Genomic DNA, 21,688 nt, shown 5'->3' with positions numbered 1-21,688 from the left:
AAATTACGTCTTAACTTAGGAGGACAGGGATTCGTGAAAAAACAAAAAAAGACGACGACTGCGTAATAAATAAGCTGCACATTTTTCAATAACCCCCTGCAAACACTACGGATATCACCTTAGAGACTACAGAGCTCAGAAAAAAGTATGGGCAGCCACTGACATTTCAACGCACCCTACCAAACAGTTTCCTACAGGACATTAAGAAAAATCTTACAATCAACTGAAAACCGAATGTCACTTCAGATCTAAACACCCTAACCTGAAGCGGGATACAAGAAGCAGAGTCGAAACAACAGAAGGTTTTAATCGCCAGCATTGGCTTTTCAAAAAAGACGTCTAATGATCAAAGTGGGCGTCGATGATCTTTTGGTAGGTGCCATCCATTTTCATTTCTTTCAATGTGAAATCGAACTGATCCCGAATGTGGCCTAACCCTCTTTTTTTAGAAAACGCCAAATAACTAGGTACCGTTTGAACTTCAGGATCAAGCTCTCGGACGTCGTCCTCCCGGCCCAATTTGTTGAGAATGTCGTACGCACCGTATTTATTGCTCACCAGAATATCAACCCGATTCAGAATCAACATCGCCATATTTTTTTCGCCGCTTCGGGTTTCTTCAATATGTGAAATCATCCCTTGTTCAACGGCTTGATCAAACACGGAGCCATAACTGATTTTCCGAACCGTCCCAAAGGTATAACCCTCCATCAAGCTGAGGTTTCCATCGAATTCGATGGTGGAATCCGAACGCACAAACAAGGAAACAGTCTGGTCAATTAATACTTCGTTTGAGTAATCACAAAACAACTCGCGTTCAGGTGTTTTATACGCAGTAAATATGGCGTCGGCCTTGCCTTCTTCAACCAAAGCAAGGGCCCTGGCCCATGGCACCATGCGAATATTAATGGGTTGGTTTAGCCGGTCAAACGCCTCCTCCACAAGATCCACTGCAATGCCCTTTATCACACCGTCTTCTTCGTATTCGTAGGGAGGGTAATCAAGCGTCACAATTTCAATGGGCGGAATGGCAGGTCGAACATGCAGCAGCTCATCTGCGTTCACCAGCGCCGAGTGAAGACAAACGACAATACCCGCTAACAAGAATTTCACAACTTTATTTAACAATGGACGACTCATTCTCTCAGGGCTTTCTGTTTTAACTATAGACCGAATTTTATTATTCTTATGCGTAAGCGATTCGGCGCGGCAAGACATACCGTCAATCAACAGACGAGGCATCTGGCTGGCTCAAAAACGGCATGATAATAACGGCCTATCTTCAGATGTAAAGTACCTCGCGCACGCTTCAGCCAATTCGGCTCGGTAATGCTACTCCCGAACCCTTTCATCCGTTTGAAATGCATTCACCAAATGGCCAGCTAATAATTTAATACGTGCAACCTGCCGCGCATCCGGGTGTGTTAGCAGCCACAGATGGCTTTTCTGAGCCGGTTCGAACGTGAACAATTTCAGCAATTCAGCCTTCTCTTGGTCGTTTGGCAAAAACGCTAAACCATAACCGGCTTCTGACAACGCAGACATGGCCACTAAATCGTTGCATTTAGCCACCAAGTACTCGCCATGCGTCTTCTCTAGCCATTGAAAACCGGGCAGCAAGCTCATTTCATGCGAGGCACCAATCAAACGATGACCGATTAACTCATCCAACCCCTTTGGCGCTCCGTATCTGGCTTTATATTCTGGCGAACAAAAAACACTCCATGATAAGGCCGCTATTTTTTTCCCGATAAGCTGTTCAGGAGGCGCAGGCGTTGCCCTGATGGCGATGTCGGCTTCCCGCCGAGTCAAATTAAAATCCTGATTGCTCACCATCAATTCAACCTGTATCTCGGGATACATTGCCTGAAAATCCGCCAAATACTCCGGTAAAAACCGATAGGCGATGTTGTCTGGCGCAGTGATTCTAACGACGCCCCTTGGCTTGAAATCCTGTCCGGCCAACTGCCGTTCCAGATCATCAAACGCATTCGCAATGGCTTCCGCTCTGACGAATACATCTTCGCCCGCCTGAGTCAGGCGATAGCCATCGTTCAGCCGATCAAACAACCGGTTGCCAATTTGTTGTTCAAACGCATTCAGTCGCCGAAAAATGGTCGAGTGATTCACCTGCAGTTCTCGTGCAGCCCCCGCCAGTGAGCCATTGCGGGCAATGGCCAAAAACGTTCTTAATGCATTCCAGTCCATACCGTTTTCCAACCCCATCTCTTTACGTCAAACCCATTCCAGACTCTGTTGCTTACAAATTTCCAGAACCCGGATTCCACACAACCGAATTCTCCAACCAATGGTTGTTCGCAACCAACTTGCAAACATGCAAACCTGATTTTCATTTTTTACTGATTTCAATGCATCAATACAAACAATAAAGTACCTCTGATGCAACCATGCTCAAGGAGTTACTGACATGAACACTCAGACCGAATATACCCTGATCAGCCACCACCTTTGCCCATATGTTCAGCGATCCGTAATCGCGCTGGAAGAAAAACGAATACCCTATGAGCGGGTGAATATCGACCTCGCCAACAAACCCGACTGGTTTAATGACATCTCACCTTCAGGGAAAGTGCCTTTGCTCATCATCAACGACGAACACATTTTGTTTGAAGCCAATGTGATCACCGAATATTTAAATGAAGTGACACCTGGCGACCTGCACAGCAGTGAACCACTCACAAAGGCAACACACAGAGCCTGGATAGAGTTTGGCACGGGTATTCTGAATGACATCAGCGGCCTTTATTCAGCGCAAGATAGCAACACGTTCGATGCAAAATTAAGCATGATAAAAGACAAGTTAATGAAGTTGGAGCAAACAATCACACATCAAAAGAAAGGCAAACCGCCTCATGGTCCGTATTTTTCCGGCAGCAGATTTCAGTTAATCGATGGCGTCTACAGCACCATCTTTCGATATTTTGATGTATTCCAAGGGGTCACTGAGATTAATTTTCTGCAACACACTCCCCACCTAAAAGCCTGGAATCACGCATTGCAAATCAGGCACTCGGTCATCAAAGCGGTTCCGCCCGACTACCCCGAACGATTGACAGAATTCGTCAGAAGAAAGAACGGTCATCTGGCAACGTTAATTTTAGAAAAACAGGGGTTGGCATCCTTTAACTGATGCCAGAAAGCCATCGTTCAATCCGTTTTATGCTTTTCTTAAAATTAAGCTTTCGCCTTAAAATTAAGCTTTCGCCTTAAAAATCTAACCTATGCTTAATTTATAAGAAGCTGAGTCTATGAACGACCATGAAACTATTCCTACCTTCAGTGACCGCCCTGTTACTGACGATTAACTGCTGGTCAACGGAAGTTCAGTTAACGGAAGATCAGATAACAGAAGATCAGATAACAAAAGTGCATGAGGAAAGTCTCGACAGCAAAACAGTCATTGCCTGTGGCCACCCAGATTATCCGCCCTGGAACTGGAAACAGGGCGGCAAAATTCTTGGTGCCTGTGCCGAAGTGACCGCCATGCTTTTTGAAAATATTGGACTGAAGGTAAATAATATTTACGCGGGCCCTTGGAAGCGCTGTCAAAGAAAAGTTGAAAAAGGCACGGTGGATGTCAATATCTGTGCATTTATCAACGATGACAGAAAAACATATTCCACCTTTATCCAGACACCTATGGGCCATAACACCACCTCCGTTTTTGTCCCCTGGGGGAAAGAGTTCCCGTTTACCACATGGAATGATCTAAAAGGACTCAAGGTCGTTATGGTCAGAGGGGTGAGTATGGGTCAGGATTTTGACTCCTTCATTGAAAATCATACCCACGCTTCAAGAGTCAACACCCGAGAGCAAGCCTTTGAGTTTTTAACTTTAGGCCGAGCGGACTTCCTGGCAACAGGCCGACACATCGGAATCCTTCAAAGAAACCTGTATGGATACTCCAGCTCAATCACAGTACTGCCGACACCGATTAAAGTCGGTAATCTTCATATTTCCATTTCAAATAAGTCCAGGTTTCTTAAGCACATACCAGAGCTGGAAGCGCAACTTAAAGAGCCAGACTATTATCAAAAACTGGAAACCATCCTAAGCAAATACACCCTTCACTACATCAGAGGAAGAGACAATATTTCCCCACCGGAAATCCTCGAAAGCCCCGAAGAATAACTACTCAGCAGCCATGATCCTCCGGATTCTTGCCCCATTAAAGGCCCACGTACCGACTATAAAAGTACACATTCTTTACACTGGCTTTACAGAACTCTTGTCCAAGTAGTCAGTCATACCTTATACGACTCGATAACATAAAGAAGGATCGAATTATGAAAATTACCAACGTTCGTAATTACATTGCGGGAATTGTCATGGCAGCGGGCAGCCTGATCACAGCCCCTTTGGTAGCAGCTGAAGATATTCGAACCAAGCAGGAAAGTTCTCAGCGATCTGTTCAGCTGGCAGAATTTGAACACAAACTGGAAAACCTCGAAAAACGTTTGTAAACACACAACGGAGCAGCACTACTCTGCTCCGTTTTTCTGCTTCATTCTCCTGAATGAGCGGGCGAGACATTAAACCGTTTAATAATCGCGTTGTATTGGCCGTTCTTCTTAATCACCTCTAGCCCACGATTAAAGTCATCCACCAGCTGGGGGGCATCCTCAATATTACGAGAAAATAAATTAAAAAAACCATTTACGCTCAACGGCGGGGTTAAGAGGATATGAGGCTTCTGTTCCTTTTTGGGGATTTTTTTCAGATCTTCTTTGAAAGTGGCATAGTCCATCACCACAAAGTGGATACGTTTTGAAAACAGTTTACGAAGGTTTGTCAGTGGCGAAAGAGCTTCTTGCCGGTTTAACGCCGTCGCCGCCATAAACTCTTTCGAGTAGGCGTATCCTCGGGTAACCCCAAAGGTAAACTCGCTGAGGTCCGATAATTGATCATAACCCTTTACACCATTCTCCTTCAGGCCAATGACAAAATTTGTGGCCTCATAAATCTGATTGGAATAAATGAACTGGCGTCTGCGGGCCGCTGTGTCATAGGCGGCCAACATCATGTCCACCCTTCCCAGTTTCACTTCTTCCAACGCCCGCATCCATGGGAAAAACTCAATGCGCACCGTGTGACCTGTCTCCAGAAATGCAGCTCGGGTGATCTCAGCAAAAGGGCCAAAGTCATTCAGCGCTGAGGAGATATAAGGCGGACGATCGACCGTGCTGATCATGACTTCCCGGGCAAACAAAAGTGACGGCAGCCATATCCCCAACACCCCCCAAAGAAACCACTTGATTTGTTTCATGATGCGCATCCAACCACTCACCACAAACCAGTGAGCCAGGGTGAATCATTACCAGTGTTGTCTGAAATCGAAAATTTAAATGCCCGACGCGTTTATAATCGCATCATAGGTTCCATTTTCGATAATAACCTTCAAGCCGGCATTAAAGTCCTCTACAAGCTTTGGAGAATCTTCAACGTTACGTGAAAAGATATTGTAAATACCATTTACGCTCAAAGGCGGCGCTAAAAAGACATAAGGCTTGCGGTTGTTCTCTCGAATTAAAGGCAATGTTCCTTTAAAAGTCGCTGTGTTCATCACAACAAAATGTATGCGTTTGGCAAACAGTTTCCGCAAGTTCAGTAAATCCGAATGAACCTCTTCCCGGGTTAAGTAAGTGGCTTGCATAAACTCGGTTGAATAAGCGTACCCTCTGGTCACCCCAAACGTATAAGGTTTGAGATCCTCTAAGCTAGTGTAGGTATTAATTCCGGTTTCAGCCAAGCCAATCACCCAGTCTTTCACTTCGTATATTTTGTGTGAATAGAAATACTGACGTTGCCTCTCCTCTGTGGAATAAGCGCCCAACACCATATCAGAACGGCCTGTTTTGGCTTCTTCAAGCGCCCGTTGCCAAGGTACAAAATGGATGCTGACGGAATGCCCCCGTACCTTAAAAGCCTCACGGGTGATCGACGCTAAAGGACCATTATCCTTTAACGTGGCAGCGTAATACGGAGGCCAATCCACCGTAGTGACATTAACTTCACGAGCCAATACCCCCACTGAACAGGACATCAGGCTGAACCACATCAACAACCGAAGCAGTACGTCAAAAAATAGAGTCATATGCGCATGTCATAAGGGCAACTTACGCTACCTTATAAGAAAACAAAGAATGCTTACTGTGATAGCAGTCTAAACACGACCCTGCAAGAAAACCGGATTAACGCAACAGCCTGCATGCTAAACAAATATTTGATGCTAACCTTTATTACAGACACAGCCTCATACCCCATCGGCGCGTACAAAACTAAAAACCAAGGTGAGTCCCTGAGTGAATAACCGTTTTTTCCAAGCCTTACTTTTATGCACCTTTATTTTCTCTTGCGGCAATGCCTTTGCTTCGGTACAAGTCACAGAAAACCAGAAAAAATACACGGTTGGTCAACACCTGGAATACCTGAAAGAAACCGAACACCCCCTGACCTTAGAAGATATCTTAACCACGCCCGCAGATGCCTTCACTCATGCCAACGAAGACATTCCTAATTTTGGTCAGGTCAGCAGCGCCTACTGGTTTAAATTGGTTTTGGATCATCAACTGCCCCACACTAAGCGCTGGTTGTTGGAACTGAACTTCCCCTTCCTCGACCAAATTGAAGTCTACAGCCCGGATGGCCAGGGCAACTATCACAAAACCCTGACCGGAGATGAACTGCCCTTTCACCAAAGGCCGATCATCACTCACAATTTCGTGTTTGATATTGAACTGCCGCCCAACACCATAACCGCCGTTTACTTTCGGGTAAAAACCACAACCTCCCTGCAAATGCCTTTGACGCTTTGGGATCACAGTGCTTTTCTGGAAAAAATTGATGTCAAGAATTACGGCTTTGGGATTTACTACGGCATCATGCTGGTGATGATCTTCTACAACCTCTTTGTTTATTTCCTGGTTCGGGACATCAGCTACCTTTACTACATCAGTTACATTGGGTTCATTACCGTAGCTAACCTGGCCATCAACGGCTTTGGTTATCAATATCTCTGGCCAAATTCGCCAGGCTTTGCGAATTACAGTATCCCCTTGTTTCTGAACTTATCATTTGCTTTTGGCTGTTTATTTACCCGCTCTTTCTTAGCCACTAAACAGTTTACGCCCAAACTGGATACCATCCTCAGGGCATTTACCCTGGTCTCTTTTGTCGCCGTCTTGTTCACCTTAATCTGGAACCGAAGCGACGCGCTTAAATTCACAATACTGCTTAACTTTCTGGTCAGTTTTGCCATTCTTGCCACCAGCTTTTACGGCGTATTTAAACGACAACGCAGAGCTTATTTTTTCTGTGCCGCCTGGACGACCCTCTGCGTCGGCGCCATTTTACGCGGGCTGGTTTCACTGGATTTCATCCCCAGTAACTTTTTTACTTTCTACAGTGTCCAATTAGGCGTTGCCATCGAAGTGCTTATTCTGTCGCTGGCCTTGGCCGACCGAATCAACACCGAACGGGCTGAAAAACAGCAAGCCACTGAAACCGCATTATCTGCCCTTGAACGCCAACGCCAGGCAGAATCCAAATTAGTTCATCAAAGTATGCATGACCTCTACACTCAGGCGCCCAACCGAAACTTCTGTTTGCAGCACCTTGAACAACTGCACATCAACAATCCGATGAACTATTGCGTTTCCGCCGTCTGTATTCAATTGAATAACTTTCACGACATCAATTACACCCTCGGTCACGACACAGGCAATGAAGTATTAATCAACCTGATCCTCAAATACGATGAAGAAATTCAACATTGGCCCAACGTAATTCCACTCAAAAATAACGAAGGCCACCACAAAGTCATCGCCAAGGTGGACGGCGTTTGTCTGGGCGTGTTTTTCAAACACCAAACCGAACAGAGCATTCAACAGATCGTCCACCAACTCACCAACTTACTTCATGAACCTATGCTGCATAACGACATGCGTTTGGATCTCAGCGGGCACATCGGCGTGGCCATCTGCCCGGATCACGACAACACCCCCGAAGGGTTAATTCGCAAAGCCATGGTGGCCGCCAAGGCCGCAAAACGGAACAAAAAAGAAAGCATTATTTATGACAATCAGATTGATCGCTACAGTTCCGCCCGGCTGACCCTTATGGGTGAATTAAAGCACGCCATAGAACACAACGAGCTAGAACTCTACTACCACCCAAAAATAGAGTTAGCCACACAAAAGGTAGTGGGTGTAGAAGCCCTGATTCGCTGGAATCATCCTAAACAAGGTGTGCTCGGCCCCTTTCATTTCATTGATGTGGCAGAAGGCACCGGCATCATCACACCGCTCACGCAGTGGGTCATTGATCAAGCCTTCGAGGACGGTAAAGCGTTTAACCAACAGGGTTATTCCTTAAATGTGGCCGTCAATGCCTCCGTCAGAAACCTATTAGAAGACAACTTTGTCGAAAAAATTTCAGGTCTGTTAAACAAGCACCAATTTCCTGCTGAGCAATTCACGCTGGAAGTGGTTGAGTCCGCCATGATCGAAGATCATGAAAACACCCTCCATACCCTAAACCGTTTGAAAGACTTAGGACTCAAGTTATCCATAGATGATTTTGGCACCGGCTATTCTTCCCTCTCTTACCTGAAACACTTGCCAGCCCATGAAGTTAAAATAGACCGCTCCTTCATCCAGGATTTGCTTCACAACGACGAAGACCAGTTTATCGTCGAAACCACCATTTTAATGTCCCATAAATTAAATTTACACGTGGTGGCAGAAGGCATTGAAGACAAAGAAACACTGGCTCACTTAACGGAAATCGGCTGTGATATTGCGCAAGGATTCTATTTCTGCAAACCCATGCCTAAAAAAGAACTGATCAGCTGGTTAAGCCAATACCACAGCTGATATCAACCAAAAGAATTTAACCGTCCATTCAATCAACTATTACATTTTTAAAACCTGCATCACAAAATTACAAAAAGACAATAATCTCCAACGAACTTTTCAGGTATGTTGCACCGCTTGAAATAGTACTATTTTATTATCTTCGACCGAAACATTAGTAATACTTAGTCTATTCTTCAATCTAAGATGACCAATCACATAACAATATGATTCTACGTGTTATTCACCATCCACGAATGCATTAAGCAGTGTGTTTGATGGAAGGTCTTGATATTCGCGGAATTTAGGGCTCAAACGTAAAGGGGTGTATAAATGCAATCTAAGTACCGAGCGGGGCTACTTGCCCTCTGTCTTTCTTTACTCTGCGGGCAAGTTGCCGCACAAGAAAAATTCCGAATTTATACGGAGAACTACCCTCCGTTTAACATGTCAATTTCAGGTCAGACTTTTGCGCATAAGCCAGACGACATTACCGGCCTTTGTACTGACCTTGTAAAGCAAATGTTAACCCACACCTCAATTTCCTATTCCATGAAATTACGTGACTGGTCTGCAGGTTTGAGCCGAGCAATGAAAAAGCCTAACCACGGGATTTTCTGCACGGCCAAAACAGAAGAACGCTTACCTTACTTTAACTGGGTTGGTCCTTTGGCTGAAATTCAGTGGACATTATTCGCCAAGCCCGGTTCAAGCATCAAACTGAACAAGTTGGAAGACGCCAAGAAATACCGGATTGGCGGCTACAAGGGCGACGTTTTAAGTGACTACCTGATTGAGCGTGGTTTTAACGTCATCAATATCACTAACGATGCACTGAACCCGCGCAAGCTGGTTTTAGGTCAGATTGACCTTTGGGTGTCTGATAAGCTTTCCGGGCCGTACCTGGCGTCTGAAACGGAAGACATCGAAGACTTGGTTCCTGCTTTGGTATTTAACTCCACCCCGTTGTACCTTGCTGTGAATAAAGAAACGAGCCCGAAAACGTTAGAATCTTTGAAAAACGCATACAAGCTCATCAAGAGCAATGGTGAAGCCGACGCTATTACCGAGCAATACGTTCAGTAAGCACTGCTTTCCACACAACTTCCTGCTTCGTGCAGGAAGTTGTGGTTGTCTCTCCCTACCTATTCAACAACACCGGTTAACACGCCTCAACTTGCCGATCAAAATACCCTGACCTATAGTTTCTAAACTCAAACCACAACCTGATCAGGCAGATTGAACTGCCTTATAATTCATGAAGGGATCTCATACCGGAGGCTCTTTTATGATTCGCGCGTTTTCCCGCCTGCTGTCCTTTTGCTTAATGCTTTTCTCAACCTACAGTGTGGCCGAGACACTTAAAATAGGGGTCGGACTGGCACTCCCCCCTTATGTTTTACCGAGCACCAATACCGGCATTGAAGTAGACATCGTGCGCGAAGCCCTGGCCGTTAAAGGTTATAAAATCACCCCAACCTACCTACCGTTTGCCCGGGTACCCATTGAGCTTTCTGATAAGCGCGTAGACGCCGCTATGACCGTGAATGAAAGTTCGGGGCTCACCAAAGTATTTTATTCCGATACGCACGTCACCTATCAGAATGTGGCGATCTCATTGCAAGCAAACAACTTTAAAATTGATCACATTACTGATCTGAAAGCGCATTCCATCATTGCCTTTCAGGACGCAACCAAATACCTAGGGGAAACGTTTTTAACCATGGCCAAATCCAATAAACGTTACCGTGAATACGCCAAGCAAAGTAAACAAATTACCATGTTGTTTTCCAAGCGGGTCGAAACCGTTGTCATGGACATTAATATTTTTAAGTACTTTAGACGTGAAGAAAAAAGCGTTGATACCAGCCAGCCATACACCGTTCATGAAATATTCCCGCCCAGCCAATACAAAATGGCCTTCCTCAGCCAAAATATCCGGGACGACTTTAATGAAGGCTTAAAAATGATCAAATCCAGCGGACAATACGACAAAATTGTGACCAAATACATTCAGTGACGAAATACATTCAGTAAGGCCTTTACCAAAGAGAAGTCTCTGTGTCAGATTAAAACCTATACTCAAAGATTTATTAAGGTAGGGACACAAACATGCAGGCCTTGTTATTTAACTGGTTGATGCTGGTTGGGATCAGCCACACAATATTAGGAATCGTCGTGGTGCTGGTCGCCCACAGCGAGTGGGTTTCGCCCTATTTCCAACATTTATTTCATGCGTTCGCGTTAACGCCGACGCCAGCAAGTGAGAGTTTAATCCGCTCTCTTGTCCAACTGTTCGGACCAACCGTTGCAAGCTGGGGACTTTTATTTTGCCTGGCGGTTTACCAATATCGAACGTTCGGCACACCGGCCATCAAACAACTAATGATTGCCGCACTATTAATTTGGTTTGTGATTGATTGTGGATTGTCTTTAATGAAAGGTATCTATGGGCATTTGATCATCAATACCTTGGCGGCCATCGCAATTTTACCGCCGTTATTACTATTGAAACCGACATCAAAAGAGTCCGATGAAACGACATCAGCCGAAGCGCATCCGACACGCAAATAACTTGTTTCCTGAGGACCACAATGACTTACGTTTTAACTTTTTTGATGATCCAAACCCTGATTTCGGCCTTCATCACCCTGAGTCAACCTGAGTTAAAAGAGCCCCCGTTTGGCGAACAAACCAAACCCGCTGAATATCGTATCCGGGCAGCCAGAAATCTGGGCTACGCCCTCTTATTTATCATGTTTGGCTGGTTTGAGTTCTTTGGAATGTTTGCCTGCGCTCTGGCCATTGGATTACTGGTTGAATTAGTGATTGTCGTTAAGTGCTTACTGACTGAAGAAAACACCCGATACCTGAGCCCAACCAAACTGATTCCGCACTTATTGTTTATCATGAACTTCGGAGTCATCTCAGTATTTCTGACGGCCGTATTATACCAATGGCTGGAACAACCCACTTACATTCAGTTTACCTACTATGGCTGGCAGAGCTGGGTCATTACTTTATGCGCATTGATTGCATTAATATCCGCACTCAAAAACGGACAAAAAACCAAAGTTTCAAAGCCGAGGGACTACTCCTTTCAGGTGTTTGAAAAGTACCGAGGCACGACGAAGAATGTTCTGATCACCGGTGGCAGCGGCTTCATTGGCAAAAGGCTGGTCACCGTATTATTGGCTTTGGGACATAACGTGATGATACTGACCCGAAATGCGCCAAAAGCCGCGCACAACCTCCATGGCGTCATCACTTATGTAAACGATTTGGAGCAACTGCCTGCCACCTCGCGTATCCACATTATTATCAACCTTGCCGGTGAACCGTTGGCGGAACACCGATGGACTAAACGCATTAAGAAAAAGTTTGTGAAAAGCCGAATTACCACCACAGTCAACATTCACAGACTGATTAACCGTTTACAACAGAAACCCGAATTACTGATCAACGGATCAGCCATAGGGTATTACGGCCCTCACGGCGATGAAGAACTGGCTGAAGAATCCGCTTGCACGCCATGCTTTTCCAATCACCTCTGTACCAGCTGGGAACACGAAGCGCTGAAGATTGAAAGCCAAACAGGCATCCGTGTGTGTTTGCTGCGCATCGGAATCGTGTTAGGCCAGGATGGCGGCCCGCTGACGCAACTGCGACAATCCTTTGATTTTGGGCTTGCCGCGCAAATCGGAGACGGCAAACAGTGGATGTCCTGGATTCACAGGGATGATCTGATCGCTATGATGCTTCACCTGATGGTATCTCCGAGTGCCCGAGGACCGTATAACGGAACGGCCCCTACGCCAGTAACCAACACAGAGTTTATGTGCATCTTAAGCCGTTTTTTACCGACCTGGATCAGCGTTGCCATTCCAGCCAAAATACTGAAATTACTGGTCGGGGAAATGGCACAGGAGATATTGCTGACCGGTCAGCGAGTCATCCCCGAGCGCATCAAACAACTGGAATTCGAATTCAATTACCCGGATCTCCACCATACGCTAGACCATCTGATTAATGCTCCGACCAATCATTAATCCGAGCTGGTATGGAGAAGAGTTTTTCATCCTCAAAGGACCACTTTCATGGAAGACGTTATCATCATCCGGCCTTATCAGCCCAAGGATAAAGAACAAGTATTGGCATTGATTTTAGACATACAAACCAGCGAATTTGCCATTGAAATTACGGCAGAACAGCAACCCGATTTGCAGGACATTCCGAATTTTTATCAAATCGGCAACGGAAACTTCTGGACGGCCGTGGTTTTCAACGCTCTAAAAGATTCCGAGCAGATCGTAGGAACCGTCTCGTTACTCGATATTGGCAATCAACAAGCCGCATTGCGCAAAATGTTTGTCGCCAAAGCATTCAGGGGAGCATCTTACGGCACTGCATCCCAGCTTCTTGAGACGGCTCTCAAGTGGCAAAAAGAAAAAGGGATTTCTCAAGTATTCTTAGGCACGACCGCAAAATTTCTGGCCGCGCACCGTTTTTACGAAAAAAATGGGTTTAAAAGCATTTCAAAGTCCGAGCTGCCGAGTTCTTTTCCGGTCATGACCGTAGACACCCGCTTTTATGTCTACCCAGAGTGATCAATACCGCCACTCACCTTGCTGACGAACCAATACCTTGTCACCGCCTTGCACGACCTCAAGTAACCCGTCGTCATGGACATAATAAGTCACATCGCCATTTTTGAATTGATAACCCAAGAAGCGGCAAGGGGTGACACCATCGGCACACAGGGTATGCCATGAAGCCCCTTTTAGCTCGATGGTGTTACCCGATTTTTTACTCTTGCCTTTATAGGTGTAGTGCTGACAGGCAACATCCCCTTCCTGGCATTGTGATTCTATTGCTATCACATAGCCGGGAGTTTCAAGCTCCATAGCCAGAGCCGACAAAGGAAGTAAGCAAAACAACATTAAGAATTTCATAACAAACCCGTATTCATCCCGATTATAGTCTTAGCGGATAAGTCGCTTCTGTCTTTCATCATAGCCGTATGTTCGCGAACAAACCCAATCCAAAAGAAATCAGCACCAAGCCAGACATTCGTTCGAAGTAATGTATCTTGGTATGGAAACTGTGTCGAACGTGCTTCATGCCAACACACAAGGCCAATACTAAATCCCAAACCAACACGATCAAAAACATCCAAACACTGCAAAATACTTGCTGAGAAACGGTCACTTCACTGCCCAGTAAAACCGTCATCAAACTCATGTAGAACAAAGCATTTTTAGGATTAAGTAACGCAGAATTAAGTCCTAGTAACAATTGTTTTATCGCACTGGGGAGAACTGGGTTTTTATCCATTTCGAAGGAGGACAGCGCTTTACTTTTCAGTAAATGCCAGCCCACCCATAGTAAATATCCGGCTCCGAGCACCTCCACCACAGTAAACACCTGTGGCATAGTTCGGATGCTGTTCCACCCTAAAGCAGCCACCAGAATATAAACACCATTGCCCAAGGCCACTCCAACACAAATAAACCGACTACCAATAAAGCCGTGCCGAATAGCATGACCGCTTATTAAGAAAAAATCCTGTCCCGGACTCACCAAAGCAAGAAAATGCGCCAATGCCAGCGCAGCAAAAGTAGAAGGTATAATGTCAAACATGCTGAACAACCGCCTCAAATTGGGTATCAATTAAAAAGAGGCTTCACCTTAACCTGGTAAGTTGGCTACTTATTGTCAAAAATTGATCCCGACTTTTGGTATTGCTGCGGGGTGGATGAAGTAAAGTTTACAAACGCTTTATGAAACTGGCTCTGGTCGGAAAAACCTAACGACAGGGCAACATCCACAATGCGCATTCCAGACCTGAGCATCAACTTGGATTCTTCTATTCTGGCGTTTTGGACAAAAGCTTTCGGCGTGATGCCATAATGTTTCGAGAAGTGTCGGATCAGCGTTTCTTTAGCAACACCAAACTGTAACGCCAGCTCATCCAACAATGGAGGTTCAGCCAACCGATCTAATAAGATTCGCTTTAGTTGACCACTGATTTTACTCTCTTCAGAAACGCTCTCGAAAGGGGAGCAATACGCGCTAAGTACCGAAAAAAGAAACTGATCTAAAGCCACAGACTGCAGATCTGAAGGACGCTCAAAAAGCGACACCAACGTTAGATACCGATCAAATAACTCAGGGTTACGAATCACTCTCTGATCACATCGAACAGCAGTTACCGGTTGATCATACAACCCGCCCAAAACAGCCTGACACCAATTCAAATCCACATACAACATGTGATAGCTGCGTGCTTGCTGCCCTAAGGGATTACAGGCATGTACCAACTCCGGTTCAATAATAACCAAATCGCCTTGCTGAAGATGAAACTGCTCACCACCGCATGTTAAGCACGTGCCTCCGGTTTGTATCGCACCAATGGATAGCGAGATATGACTGTGCGCTTTATAACTGTGTAAACTTGAATACGTGCTTCTTAACTCAACATGGGGGAATTCATCCAACCGAATAAACCGTTGATCAATGCTTTTCACCCGCTGCATTTTCTTACCTATATGACCTTTGCCTGAGCTCAGGTTATGTTTATTGAAATTCCGATGGATTATATTGCAATCAAAACTGAATCTTACTTACTCCGCCACTGTCCAACCATCGCTGCCATTTAATTTCCATCGACACCATACCGCCAACAAAGTTATCTTCCACCAAGTACAAACTTCGTTTTCGGTTACCTCGCTTATATTCGTGCAATATTCGGGAAATAAAGGTTCGGTCCACTTGGGAAGCCAACAAGAAAAAAACCAACTCACCGGCTTGCGCCTGAAACACATAGTTGGATTCCGCACTGGTTTTTCGCCACTCGGAACTGTTCAGATCCAAAAATTCTCTCAGCCCCAGAATCTGTTGAGACCGGGCCACTTGATACTGATTTTCTTTTCCCCGGACGATGTACAGGCCTTGATCATTAACTTCAATTTTCTCCATTTGCTCGGCCATGCCTTCATTTAACCAGGCTGGGGTATTAGCGGCGATGGAGTGAACAATGGCGTGACTGGTTTCATGTTTGATGGTTTCTAATGTGCCATTACGATCCTCTTTCCGAAGATACAAAGCAATCTGATGTTTACTTTGAATGTAAATACCTCGGGAGGGAATCTGCTTGTTCAGTGTTCGTTGCAGATACGCATCATAATTACTTTTACTGCTCTCCAGTCGAATATTAACCGGAACCGTTTTATAAAAATCGAAAAAAAATACCTCATCGTAAAAGCGGTATACGTTATTTACGTCCCCTTGAATGCGAGCAATTTCTTGCGGCGTTAACACTCGATCAACGTCTTCGATCTTAATATCAATCTTTTTCCAGTTGGATTTATGTGCCTTGATCTTAACCTGTGACTGATTCAGCTGATCGTTTTTTTTATCGCTGAAATGAACCTTTCCCTGCGCATCGGTCCAGCGATAAATCTCTGCCACAGCACTGAATGAGCCCCAAAGCCCAGCGACCAATAACAACACTCTCATCCAACATATACGATCAATCATGATGACTTAAATCTGAATTCCGATGCACCAACTACCCCCATTTTTGCGGAGGCGCCTGATAGACCTTGAACTGGGCGATCAAATCGTCAGGCTCGGTGGTTTTGATGATCATATTGGCAAACACATCTTTAAGGAAACCCGCCTCATTCATGGTGGTGATCATTTCAAACAAGGGATCATAAAAACCCTGTGTATTATAAAACGCACACGGCTTTTGATGATGACCCAACTGAGCCCAGGTCCAGGCTTCAAAAATCTCTTCCAGCGTACCTGCGCCCCCCGGCAATGCCACGAACGCATCGGCCAACTCGGCCATTTTGGCTTTACGTTCGTGCATGTCCTCAACCACAGATAACTCGGTTAAACCAGGGTGCGCTATTTCTTTATCGACCAGATATTTAGGCATGACGCCAAACGCGCGACCACCCGCTTCCAACACCGCATCAGAGACAACCCCCATTAAGCCGGTCTTCCCGCCCCCATAGACAAGATCAATATTATTTTCACCCAAAAAGTGCCCTAACCGTTTGGTTTCAGATGCGTAAACCGCATCATGACCTGCACTCGAACCACAAAAAACAGCGACTTTCATATACGGCCAATCTCGATAAGAGTTTAAACGATCATATACTCCTTCCTTGGCTTGTGTCATGTGATTCATAAATGAAGATAAAAGAACAATTAATCGCCCAAACCATTCTTGTGCCAAATAATCGTTCTTCCTAATATTAAAATCGTCGAATGGAGCGCCGATGAAATTTAACAGCAGCTTTCTGTGCTACAAGATTCAACAGAACTTTGTCCTACTGTGGTACATGAGTACTTTTTATCATTTCCTAAGTATGTCTTTTCTGACAAATAAAACTCTGTAAACACTTGTTCAAAATCCTCAGATACAGATTTCTCAGCTAACCCTGTTCCAAGCAAGGCTTTTTGCCAGTTCTTAACATTAGGATAATTCGCTAAGAAATCATAACGAGTATATTGCTCAATAATGGCGGCTCGATGCAACAAAGGTAACCAGGCTATATCCACATTGCTTAAGGAGGCCCCTTTAAAATAAGAACCCGATTCCGTTTTATCACTGCCCCCAGCAAAGCGAGTTAAATATCTCTCTGCCTTCGCAAAAGCTTTACCTAAATTTTCTGCCCGTTCTTGCAACGTTTCTTCAGAAATACTGCGCATAGCACTGCATTGAACAAGATAGTGTTTGGCCGCCTGATAACTCCACGCCCGGTCAATGGCTCTTTGCTCTGCAGATACATCTGCCTCAAGAGGGTTTGTAACCTCATCGATATATTCAACAATGGCATCCGATTCGAATAACGCTGTCCCCGACTCGGTTATTAATACCGGAACCTGACCATTTGGCGCTATATCCAAAAACCACCGAGGTTTATTGCTAAGGCTGATAAATTCAATTTCATATGGAATATTCTTAGCTTCTAATAACGCGGTTACACGCTGAACAAAAGGACAAATTTTATAGCTAACAATCTTAATCATAATGCTGTCTCATCTTTGGTAAATGTACCCGTAAGACGAAGCATCCATAAAAAAGACGAAATTTATTTGAATAATTGTCAACATTTGTTGCATTTGCTATCTCTTGGATGGCCATCCTTTGGATTAAAATCAAAAATATTACCGGACGCATCGATAGAAAAGTGGCAACACTCATCGAACAGGGACCTCAGATTCTTTCTGCTTTTCTGTACCCGGGATTTAAGAGTCGAATAACTCATACCTTGAGATTGAGCGTATTCTTTTTGAGGTTGACCATTGACCTCAACGGCCAGCAACAATTGCGCTTCCTTATCAGGTAACCTGTTTATAAAGGGTAAAATACAGGAGGCCAATGAAGCCTTAACGTCATCATCAAAATCGTCATACCAAAGATCTTCCGTCTGAATGTTTCGTGATCTGGCATTTTTACGATAAAAGTCAATGATGGCATTGTTCGCCGTTTGGAATAGCCAGGACTTGATACTGGCTTCAGATTTAATCGTTTTTAAATTTTTATGCGTTTTAATCAATACCTCTTGAAGTAAATCCTCAACTTCATCCGGATCAGACACTTTAGAGAGCAGAAAGCGTTTAAGACTCTCGCGATATTCGGACCAAACAACTTCTAAGTTCATAGAGAACACCCAACAACCCATGGCAAGGAACGTAACCTCATGTGTAGACGGAGTTATCAAATAGTTCAATGCATTACATACAGACCTTATTTTCCGCCCCAAACCCCTCTGTTTCATACTAAGTTGATTTATTTTGTGGACATAGACTGAAACTTTGAGGTATGACTTATAGTATTTTATAAATAATTATGAAAAACCAAAAATAAGTGACGGATCATTCAATGAAAAAAATCATCAATGTCAGCCTCGGCTCTTCTGACCAAGATTACGAATTCACCACCCACTTTCTCGATGAAGAATTCATCATCAAACGCATAGGCACAGACGGTAACGAAACCGAAGCCTGGGAGCAGCTTCAAAGATTACAAAGCAAGTGCGACGTTATGTGCGTTGGTATGGTTCCCGATGATTACAGCGTAGGTGAATACAAATTTGAAAACGCCGGTACAAAAAAACTGACTCGCGTTGTTACCCGCGTACCCGTGACTACCGGCGCCAAGTTGCGACACATTCTACAGTGTTCTGCCATTCGTTACGCTCAAAAAGAGCTGGGTAATTATTTCAATAACAACAAGGTTCTGTTTTTATCAGGGATGGCCAACTATGAAATGGCGACTCTGATGGCTGAATACACGCCAAACCTGAAGTTTGCAGACCCGATCATTCAGGCTGGTATTCCAAAAATGCTGAAGTCTGTTTCAGCGCTGGATTTGTATGCCCGGGGCCGCTATAACATCAACCGCTTGTCTCCGTTCGATGCAGAACAAAGTAATGTGCCTTCTCTGCCACAGGTTAAAAACCATTTGATCAAGCGTGCGATGAAAGACTCGCATGTGGTTGTTGGCACCTGTTCAGAAATTCGTAAATACGCAGGAAAAGACAGCCTGGTCGACAAAACCATTATTGCATCGTCCGTCACCAATACCGATTTAGAATATTTTAAAGAAGCGAAAGTAAACCTGGTGATTGATGTCACCCCGGACATGTTTGAGCCGGTCGTCGGTATTAACGTCATTGAAGCGATGATTCTTGGTTCCATGGAAATGTCTTCTGCGAATGATCTGTCAGTGGCCGACATCGATGACATCATCAAAGAGCTCGACATTAAACCAAGAATGCTGCACCCAACCGGTGAGTTTAAAAACATTCGTCGCTTTGCGTTTGTGATTCACCCTCTGTCACAAGAATACATTCGAAATGTTACCCCGATTCCTAAGCGTTTCGCTCACACACCATTGATGAATGCCGTCGAGAAAGCCATGGCGCACGTACCACCCTTGGTTTATTCCGAAGTGAAAGGCATTAAATCGCCATGCGGCGCTGAGGCCGAAGGCTGGCTGATCACCGTAGGCGGAACACCAAAAGAAATGCTGTCGCACAGTCCTGAATTCACCTACAAACGTCTGTTGGCTGCGGCCAAAATGGCTGAAAAATTAGGTGCCCAGATTCTCGGTTTAGGCGCGTTCACCAAAGTAGTGGGGGATGCCGGTATTACCGTTGCCCGTCGAGCGGAAATCCCGATCACGACCGGTAACAGCTACAGCGCGTCCGGCGCGTTATGGGCAGCAGCTGATGCGATGAAACGTCTGAAGCTGGTTGAAACCGAAGATGGCAAGCGCATTCCGGCGAAATCCATGGTCATTGGTGCCACCGGTTCCATTGGCTCAGTGTCCGCGCGATTACTGGCCATGGCTTTTGACGAGGTTTACATCGCGGGCCGTAATATCAAGACCCTTGAAAAACTCAAGAAGTCGATGCTGGAAGACACTCCGGACGCCAAAATCACCTGCACCACAGACCCGGACGCACATTTGGGTGACATGGATGTCGTAGTGACTTCCACATCCGGCGCGGGCAAGAAGATTCTGGACATCACCAAAGTGAAGCCCGGCTGTGTGATCACCGACGTTGCCCGACCACTGGATTTACCACCGGAAGAAGTGGCCAAACGTCCTGATGTATTGGTCATTGAGTCCGGCGAAATTGAAGTGCCAGGTAAACTGGACATGCGCAGCATTCAACTGCCAGACAACGTCGTATTTGCCTGCATGGCCGAAACCATCGTACTGGCACTGGAAGGTCGCTTCGAAGTATTCACCATCGGTCGTAATACTGAATGGGAAAAAGTGAAAGAAATCTACAAACTGGGCTTAAAACACGGCATGAAACTGGCCGCCATTTCTGGTGTGAACGGCGCTTATACCGACGAAGACATCGCTCGTGTAAGAGAGCTGGCACTGGAAGCCCGTAAGACGTGGAAGTCTGAGTAACGCCGAAGCCTCAAAAAGAGGCTTCAGGTAAAACCACCCTGACAGCAATGTCGCTGTCAGGGTATTATCAATTCCCCTTCCCCATTAAATATTTCTTTTGTATTTGCTCAATCACTCCTTTTTGCCGAATCGACGCTAAGCCCTGCCGATACTGATTCACCAAGGCTTCATCCGTGTTCAGACTGAAGGCAACATAAAGCACATCAGACAACGCATCAATCCGGTAGGCTCGTTCAAAATCGGAATAGCTCAATCCTTCCTGACGAACTTTATACACGAAAGAGACTTCGTCATAGGCAATCAAATCCACTCGTCCATACAGCAGCAGCCGGATATTTTGTTTATCAAAAGCCACTTTTTCGAGGCGGGTAAAGCCTTCTTTTTCCAAAAATGTGGTGATCACATCTTCCAAAGACGTTCCGACGACGAATTTTTTAGCGTCTTCCAGCCGGGTTATTTGGAGGTCTGTTCGGGTACGCAACTTGTAAAAAGACGTTTTATAAGGCGCAATTTCCCCCACCCAATGAAATAACTTTTCCCGCTCGGGAATTCTGGCAATGGAATAAATTAAGTGATTCTTTTTGTTCAAGGCATACCGATAAGCTCGGGGCCAAGGCAGGGTTTTAATCTTGGCCTGAGCATTCAGTTCTTTCAATAACGCCTGAATAATTTCTGTGGATAAACCGGTTTTAAAGCCATCAATTTCATAGTTATACGGGGGGAAGTCTTCGGTTACGATGTGAACTTCATCGGGGGATGACACATTTTCTGCCACACAAAGAGTCGAACACACAGTTATAAAAAAAATAACTATGGCATTTTTTACGTAAGACGATTCTCCAGCACAAAAAATGATCATTATTAA

At 45.0% G+C, this 21,688-nt stretch carries 22 protein-coding genes; 10 read left to right on the top strand and 12 right to left on the bottom strand.

What is annotated here, in order from left to right; all coding sequences use genetic code 11:
* Positions 1-339: 339 nt before the first annotated feature.
* Entirely contained in the window at positions 340-1,140 is an 801-nt protein-coding gene (locus tag ABD744_RS14365) for a substrate-binding periplasmic protein (RefSeq protein WP_344799216.1), read from the bottom strand.
* Positions 1,141-1,332: 192 nt separating this feature from the next.
* Complete coding sequence (locus tag ABD744_RS14360) at positions 1,333-2,208, bottom strand: LysR family transcriptional regulator (protein WP_344799214.1); 876 nt, start codon at positions 2,206-2,208, stop codon at positions 1,333-1,335.
* A gap of 220 nt (positions 2,209-2,428) precedes the next feature.
* On the opposite strand from ABD744_RS14360, the gene ABD744_RS14355 reads away from it, so the two are divergent.
* From ABD744_RS14355 to ABD744_RS14345, 3 genes are all read left to right on the top strand, one after another.
* Positions 2,429-3,151, top strand: a complete 723-nt coding sequence (locus tag ABD744_RS14355; protein ID WP_344799213.1) for a glutathione S-transferase family protein — start codon at positions 2,429-2,431, stop codon at positions 3,149-3,151.
* Positions 3,152-3,279: 128 nt separating this feature from the next.
* The gene (locus ABD744_RS14350) at positions 3,280-4,152 is read left to right on the top strand and encodes a substrate-binding periplasmic protein (RefSeq protein WP_344799211.1); all 873 of its coding nucleotides are present in this window, start codon (positions 3,280-3,282) and stop codon (positions 4,150-4,152) included.
* A gap of 155 nt (positions 4,153-4,307) precedes the next feature.
* The gene (locus ABD744_RS14345; protein ID WP_344799210.1) at positions 4,308-4,484 is read left to right on the top strand and encodes a hypothetical protein; all 177 of its coding nucleotides are present in this window, start codon (positions 4,308-4,310) and stop codon (positions 4,482-4,484) included.
* Positions 4,485-4,525: 41 nt separating this feature from the next.
* Here the strand turns inward: ABD744_RS14345 and ABD744_RS14340 are convergent, their stop codons facing one another.
* Positions 4,526-5,287, bottom strand: coding sequence for a substrate-binding periplasmic protein (locus ABD744_RS14340; protein WP_344799209.1), 762 nt, complete (start codon positions 5,285-5,287; stop codon positions 4,526-4,528).
* 75 nt (positions 5,288-5,362) lie between these two features.
* Entirely contained in the window at positions 5,363-6,115 is a 753-nt protein-coding gene (locus ABD744_RS14335) for a substrate-binding periplasmic protein (protein ID WP_344799208.1), read from the bottom strand.
* 208 nt (positions 6,116-6,323) lie between these two features.
* Between ABD744_RS14335 and ABD744_RS14330 the strand changes: the two genes are divergently transcribed.
* The 6 genes from ABD744_RS14330 to ABD744_RS14305 all read left to right on the top strand — a co-directional run bounded on the left by ABD744_RS14330 (position 6,324) and on the right by ABD744_RS14305 (position 13,480).
* Positions 6,324-8,894 (top strand): EAL domain-containing protein, encoded by a 2,571-nt coding sequence (locus ABD744_RS14330; RefSeq protein WP_344799207.1) that lies wholly within the window; start codon positions 6,324-6,326, stop codon positions 8,892-8,894.
* A 312-nt stretch (positions 8,895-9,206) separates the two neighbouring features.
* Positions 9,207-9,959 carry a substrate-binding periplasmic protein gene (locus tag ABD744_RS14325; RefSeq protein ID WP_344799206.1) on the top strand — a complete coding sequence of 251 codons (753 nt, stop codon included), beginning with the start codon at positions 9,207-9,209 and terminating at the stop codon, positions 9,957-9,959.
* Between the two features lie 202 nt (positions 9,960-10,161).
* A complete protein-coding gene (locus ABD744_RS14320; protein ID WP_344799205.1) occupies positions 10,162-10,893 on the top strand; it encodes a substrate-binding periplasmic protein in 732 nt (243 codons plus the stop codon).
* A 92-nt stretch (positions 10,894-10,985) separates the two neighbouring features.
* Positions 10,986-11,447: a hypothetical protein gene (locus ABD744_RS14315; protein WP_344799204.1), complete on the top strand. Its 462-nt coding sequence runs from the start codon at positions 10,986-10,988 to the stop codon at positions 11,445-11,447.
* Positions 11,448-11,467: 20 nt separating this feature from the next.
* Positions 11,468-12,922: a TIGR01777 family oxidoreductase gene (locus ABD744_RS14310; RefSeq protein ID WP_344799203.1), complete on the top strand. Its 1,455-nt coding sequence runs from the start codon at positions 11,468-11,470 to the stop codon at positions 12,920-12,922.
* Positions 12,923-12,970: 48 nt separating this feature from the next.
* A complete protein-coding gene (locus ABD744_RS14305) occupies positions 12,971-13,480 on the top strand; it encodes a GNAT family N-acetyltransferase (protein WP_344799202.1) in 510 nt (169 codons plus the stop codon).
* On the opposite strand, the gene ABD744_RS14300 is transcribed toward ABD744_RS14305, so the two are convergent.
* The 7 genes from ABD744_RS14300 to sigZ all read right to left on the bottom strand — a co-directional run bounded on the left by ABD744_RS14300 (position 13,481) and on the right by sigZ (position 18,553).
* Positions 13,481-13,825: a nuclear transport factor 2 family protein gene (locus ABD744_RS14300; RefSeq protein ID WP_344799201.1), complete on the bottom strand. Its 345-nt coding sequence runs from the start codon at positions 13,823-13,825 to the stop codon at positions 13,481-13,483.
* 58 nt (positions 13,826-13,883) lie between these two features.
* Complete coding sequence (locus tag ABD744_RS14295; protein ID WP_344799200.1) at positions 13,884-14,513, bottom strand: LysE family translocator; 630 nt, start codon at positions 14,511-14,513, stop codon at positions 13,884-13,886.
* Between the two features lie 65 nt (positions 14,514-14,578).
* The gene (locus tag ABD744_RS14290; RefSeq protein WP_344799199.1) at positions 14,579-15,409 is read right to left on the bottom strand and encodes an AraC family transcriptional regulator; all 831 of its coding nucleotides are present in this window, start codon (positions 15,407-15,409) and stop codon (positions 14,579-14,581) included.
* Positions 15,410-15,479: 70 nt separating this feature from the next.
* Positions 15,480-16,412: a DUF4124 domain-containing protein gene (locus tag ABD744_RS14285; RefSeq protein WP_344799198.1), complete on the bottom strand. Its 933-nt coding sequence runs from the start codon at positions 16,410-16,412 to the stop codon at positions 15,480-15,482.
* 31 nt (positions 16,413-16,443) lie between these two features.
* The gene (locus tag ABD744_RS14280) at positions 16,444-17,064 is read right to left on the bottom strand and encodes an LOG family protein (protein WP_344799197.1); all 621 of its coding nucleotides are present in this window, start codon (positions 17,062-17,064) and stop codon (positions 16,444-16,446) included.
* Positions 17,065-17,171: 107 nt separating this feature from the next.
* Positions 17,172-17,918, bottom strand: a complete 747-nt coding sequence (locus ABD744_RS14275) for a glutathione S-transferase family protein (RefSeq protein WP_344799196.1) — start codon at positions 17,916-17,918, stop codon at positions 17,172-17,174.
* A 77-nt stretch (positions 17,919-17,995) separates the two neighbouring features.
* Positions 17,996-18,553 carry an RNA polymerase sigma factor SigZ gene (gene sigZ / locus ABD744_RS14270; RefSeq protein ID WP_344799195.1) on the bottom strand — a complete coding sequence of 186 codons (558 nt, stop codon included), beginning with the start codon at positions 18,551-18,553 and terminating at the stop codon, positions 17,996-17,998.
* A 221-nt stretch (positions 18,554-18,774) separates the two neighbouring features.
* Here sigZ and ABD744_RS14265 point away from each other — a divergent pair, with 221 nt between their 5' ends.
* Positions 18,775-20,823: a dehydrogenase gene (locus ABD744_RS14265; protein WP_344799194.1), complete on the top strand. Its 2,049-nt coding sequence runs from the start codon at positions 18,775-18,777 to the stop codon at positions 20,821-20,823.
* 67 nt (positions 20,824-20,890) lie between these two features.
* Here ABD744_RS14265 and ABD744_RS14260 read toward each other — a convergent pair whose 3' ends face one another.
* Positions 20,891-21,598, bottom strand: coding sequence for a substrate-binding periplasmic protein (locus tag ABD744_RS14260; protein WP_344799193.1), 708 nt, complete (start codon positions 21,596-21,598; stop codon positions 20,891-20,893).
* Positions 21,599-21,688 lie beyond the last annotated feature (90 nt).

It is taken from the genome of Litoribacillus peritrichatus, assembly GCF_039537985.1.
In the GTDB taxonomy this organism is placed as follows: Bacteria; Pseudomonadota; Gammaproteobacteria; order Pseudomonadales; family Litoribrevibacteraceae; genus Litoribacillus; species Litoribacillus peritrichatus.
This window is presented reverse-complemented; position numbering and strand designations above follow the sequence as displayed.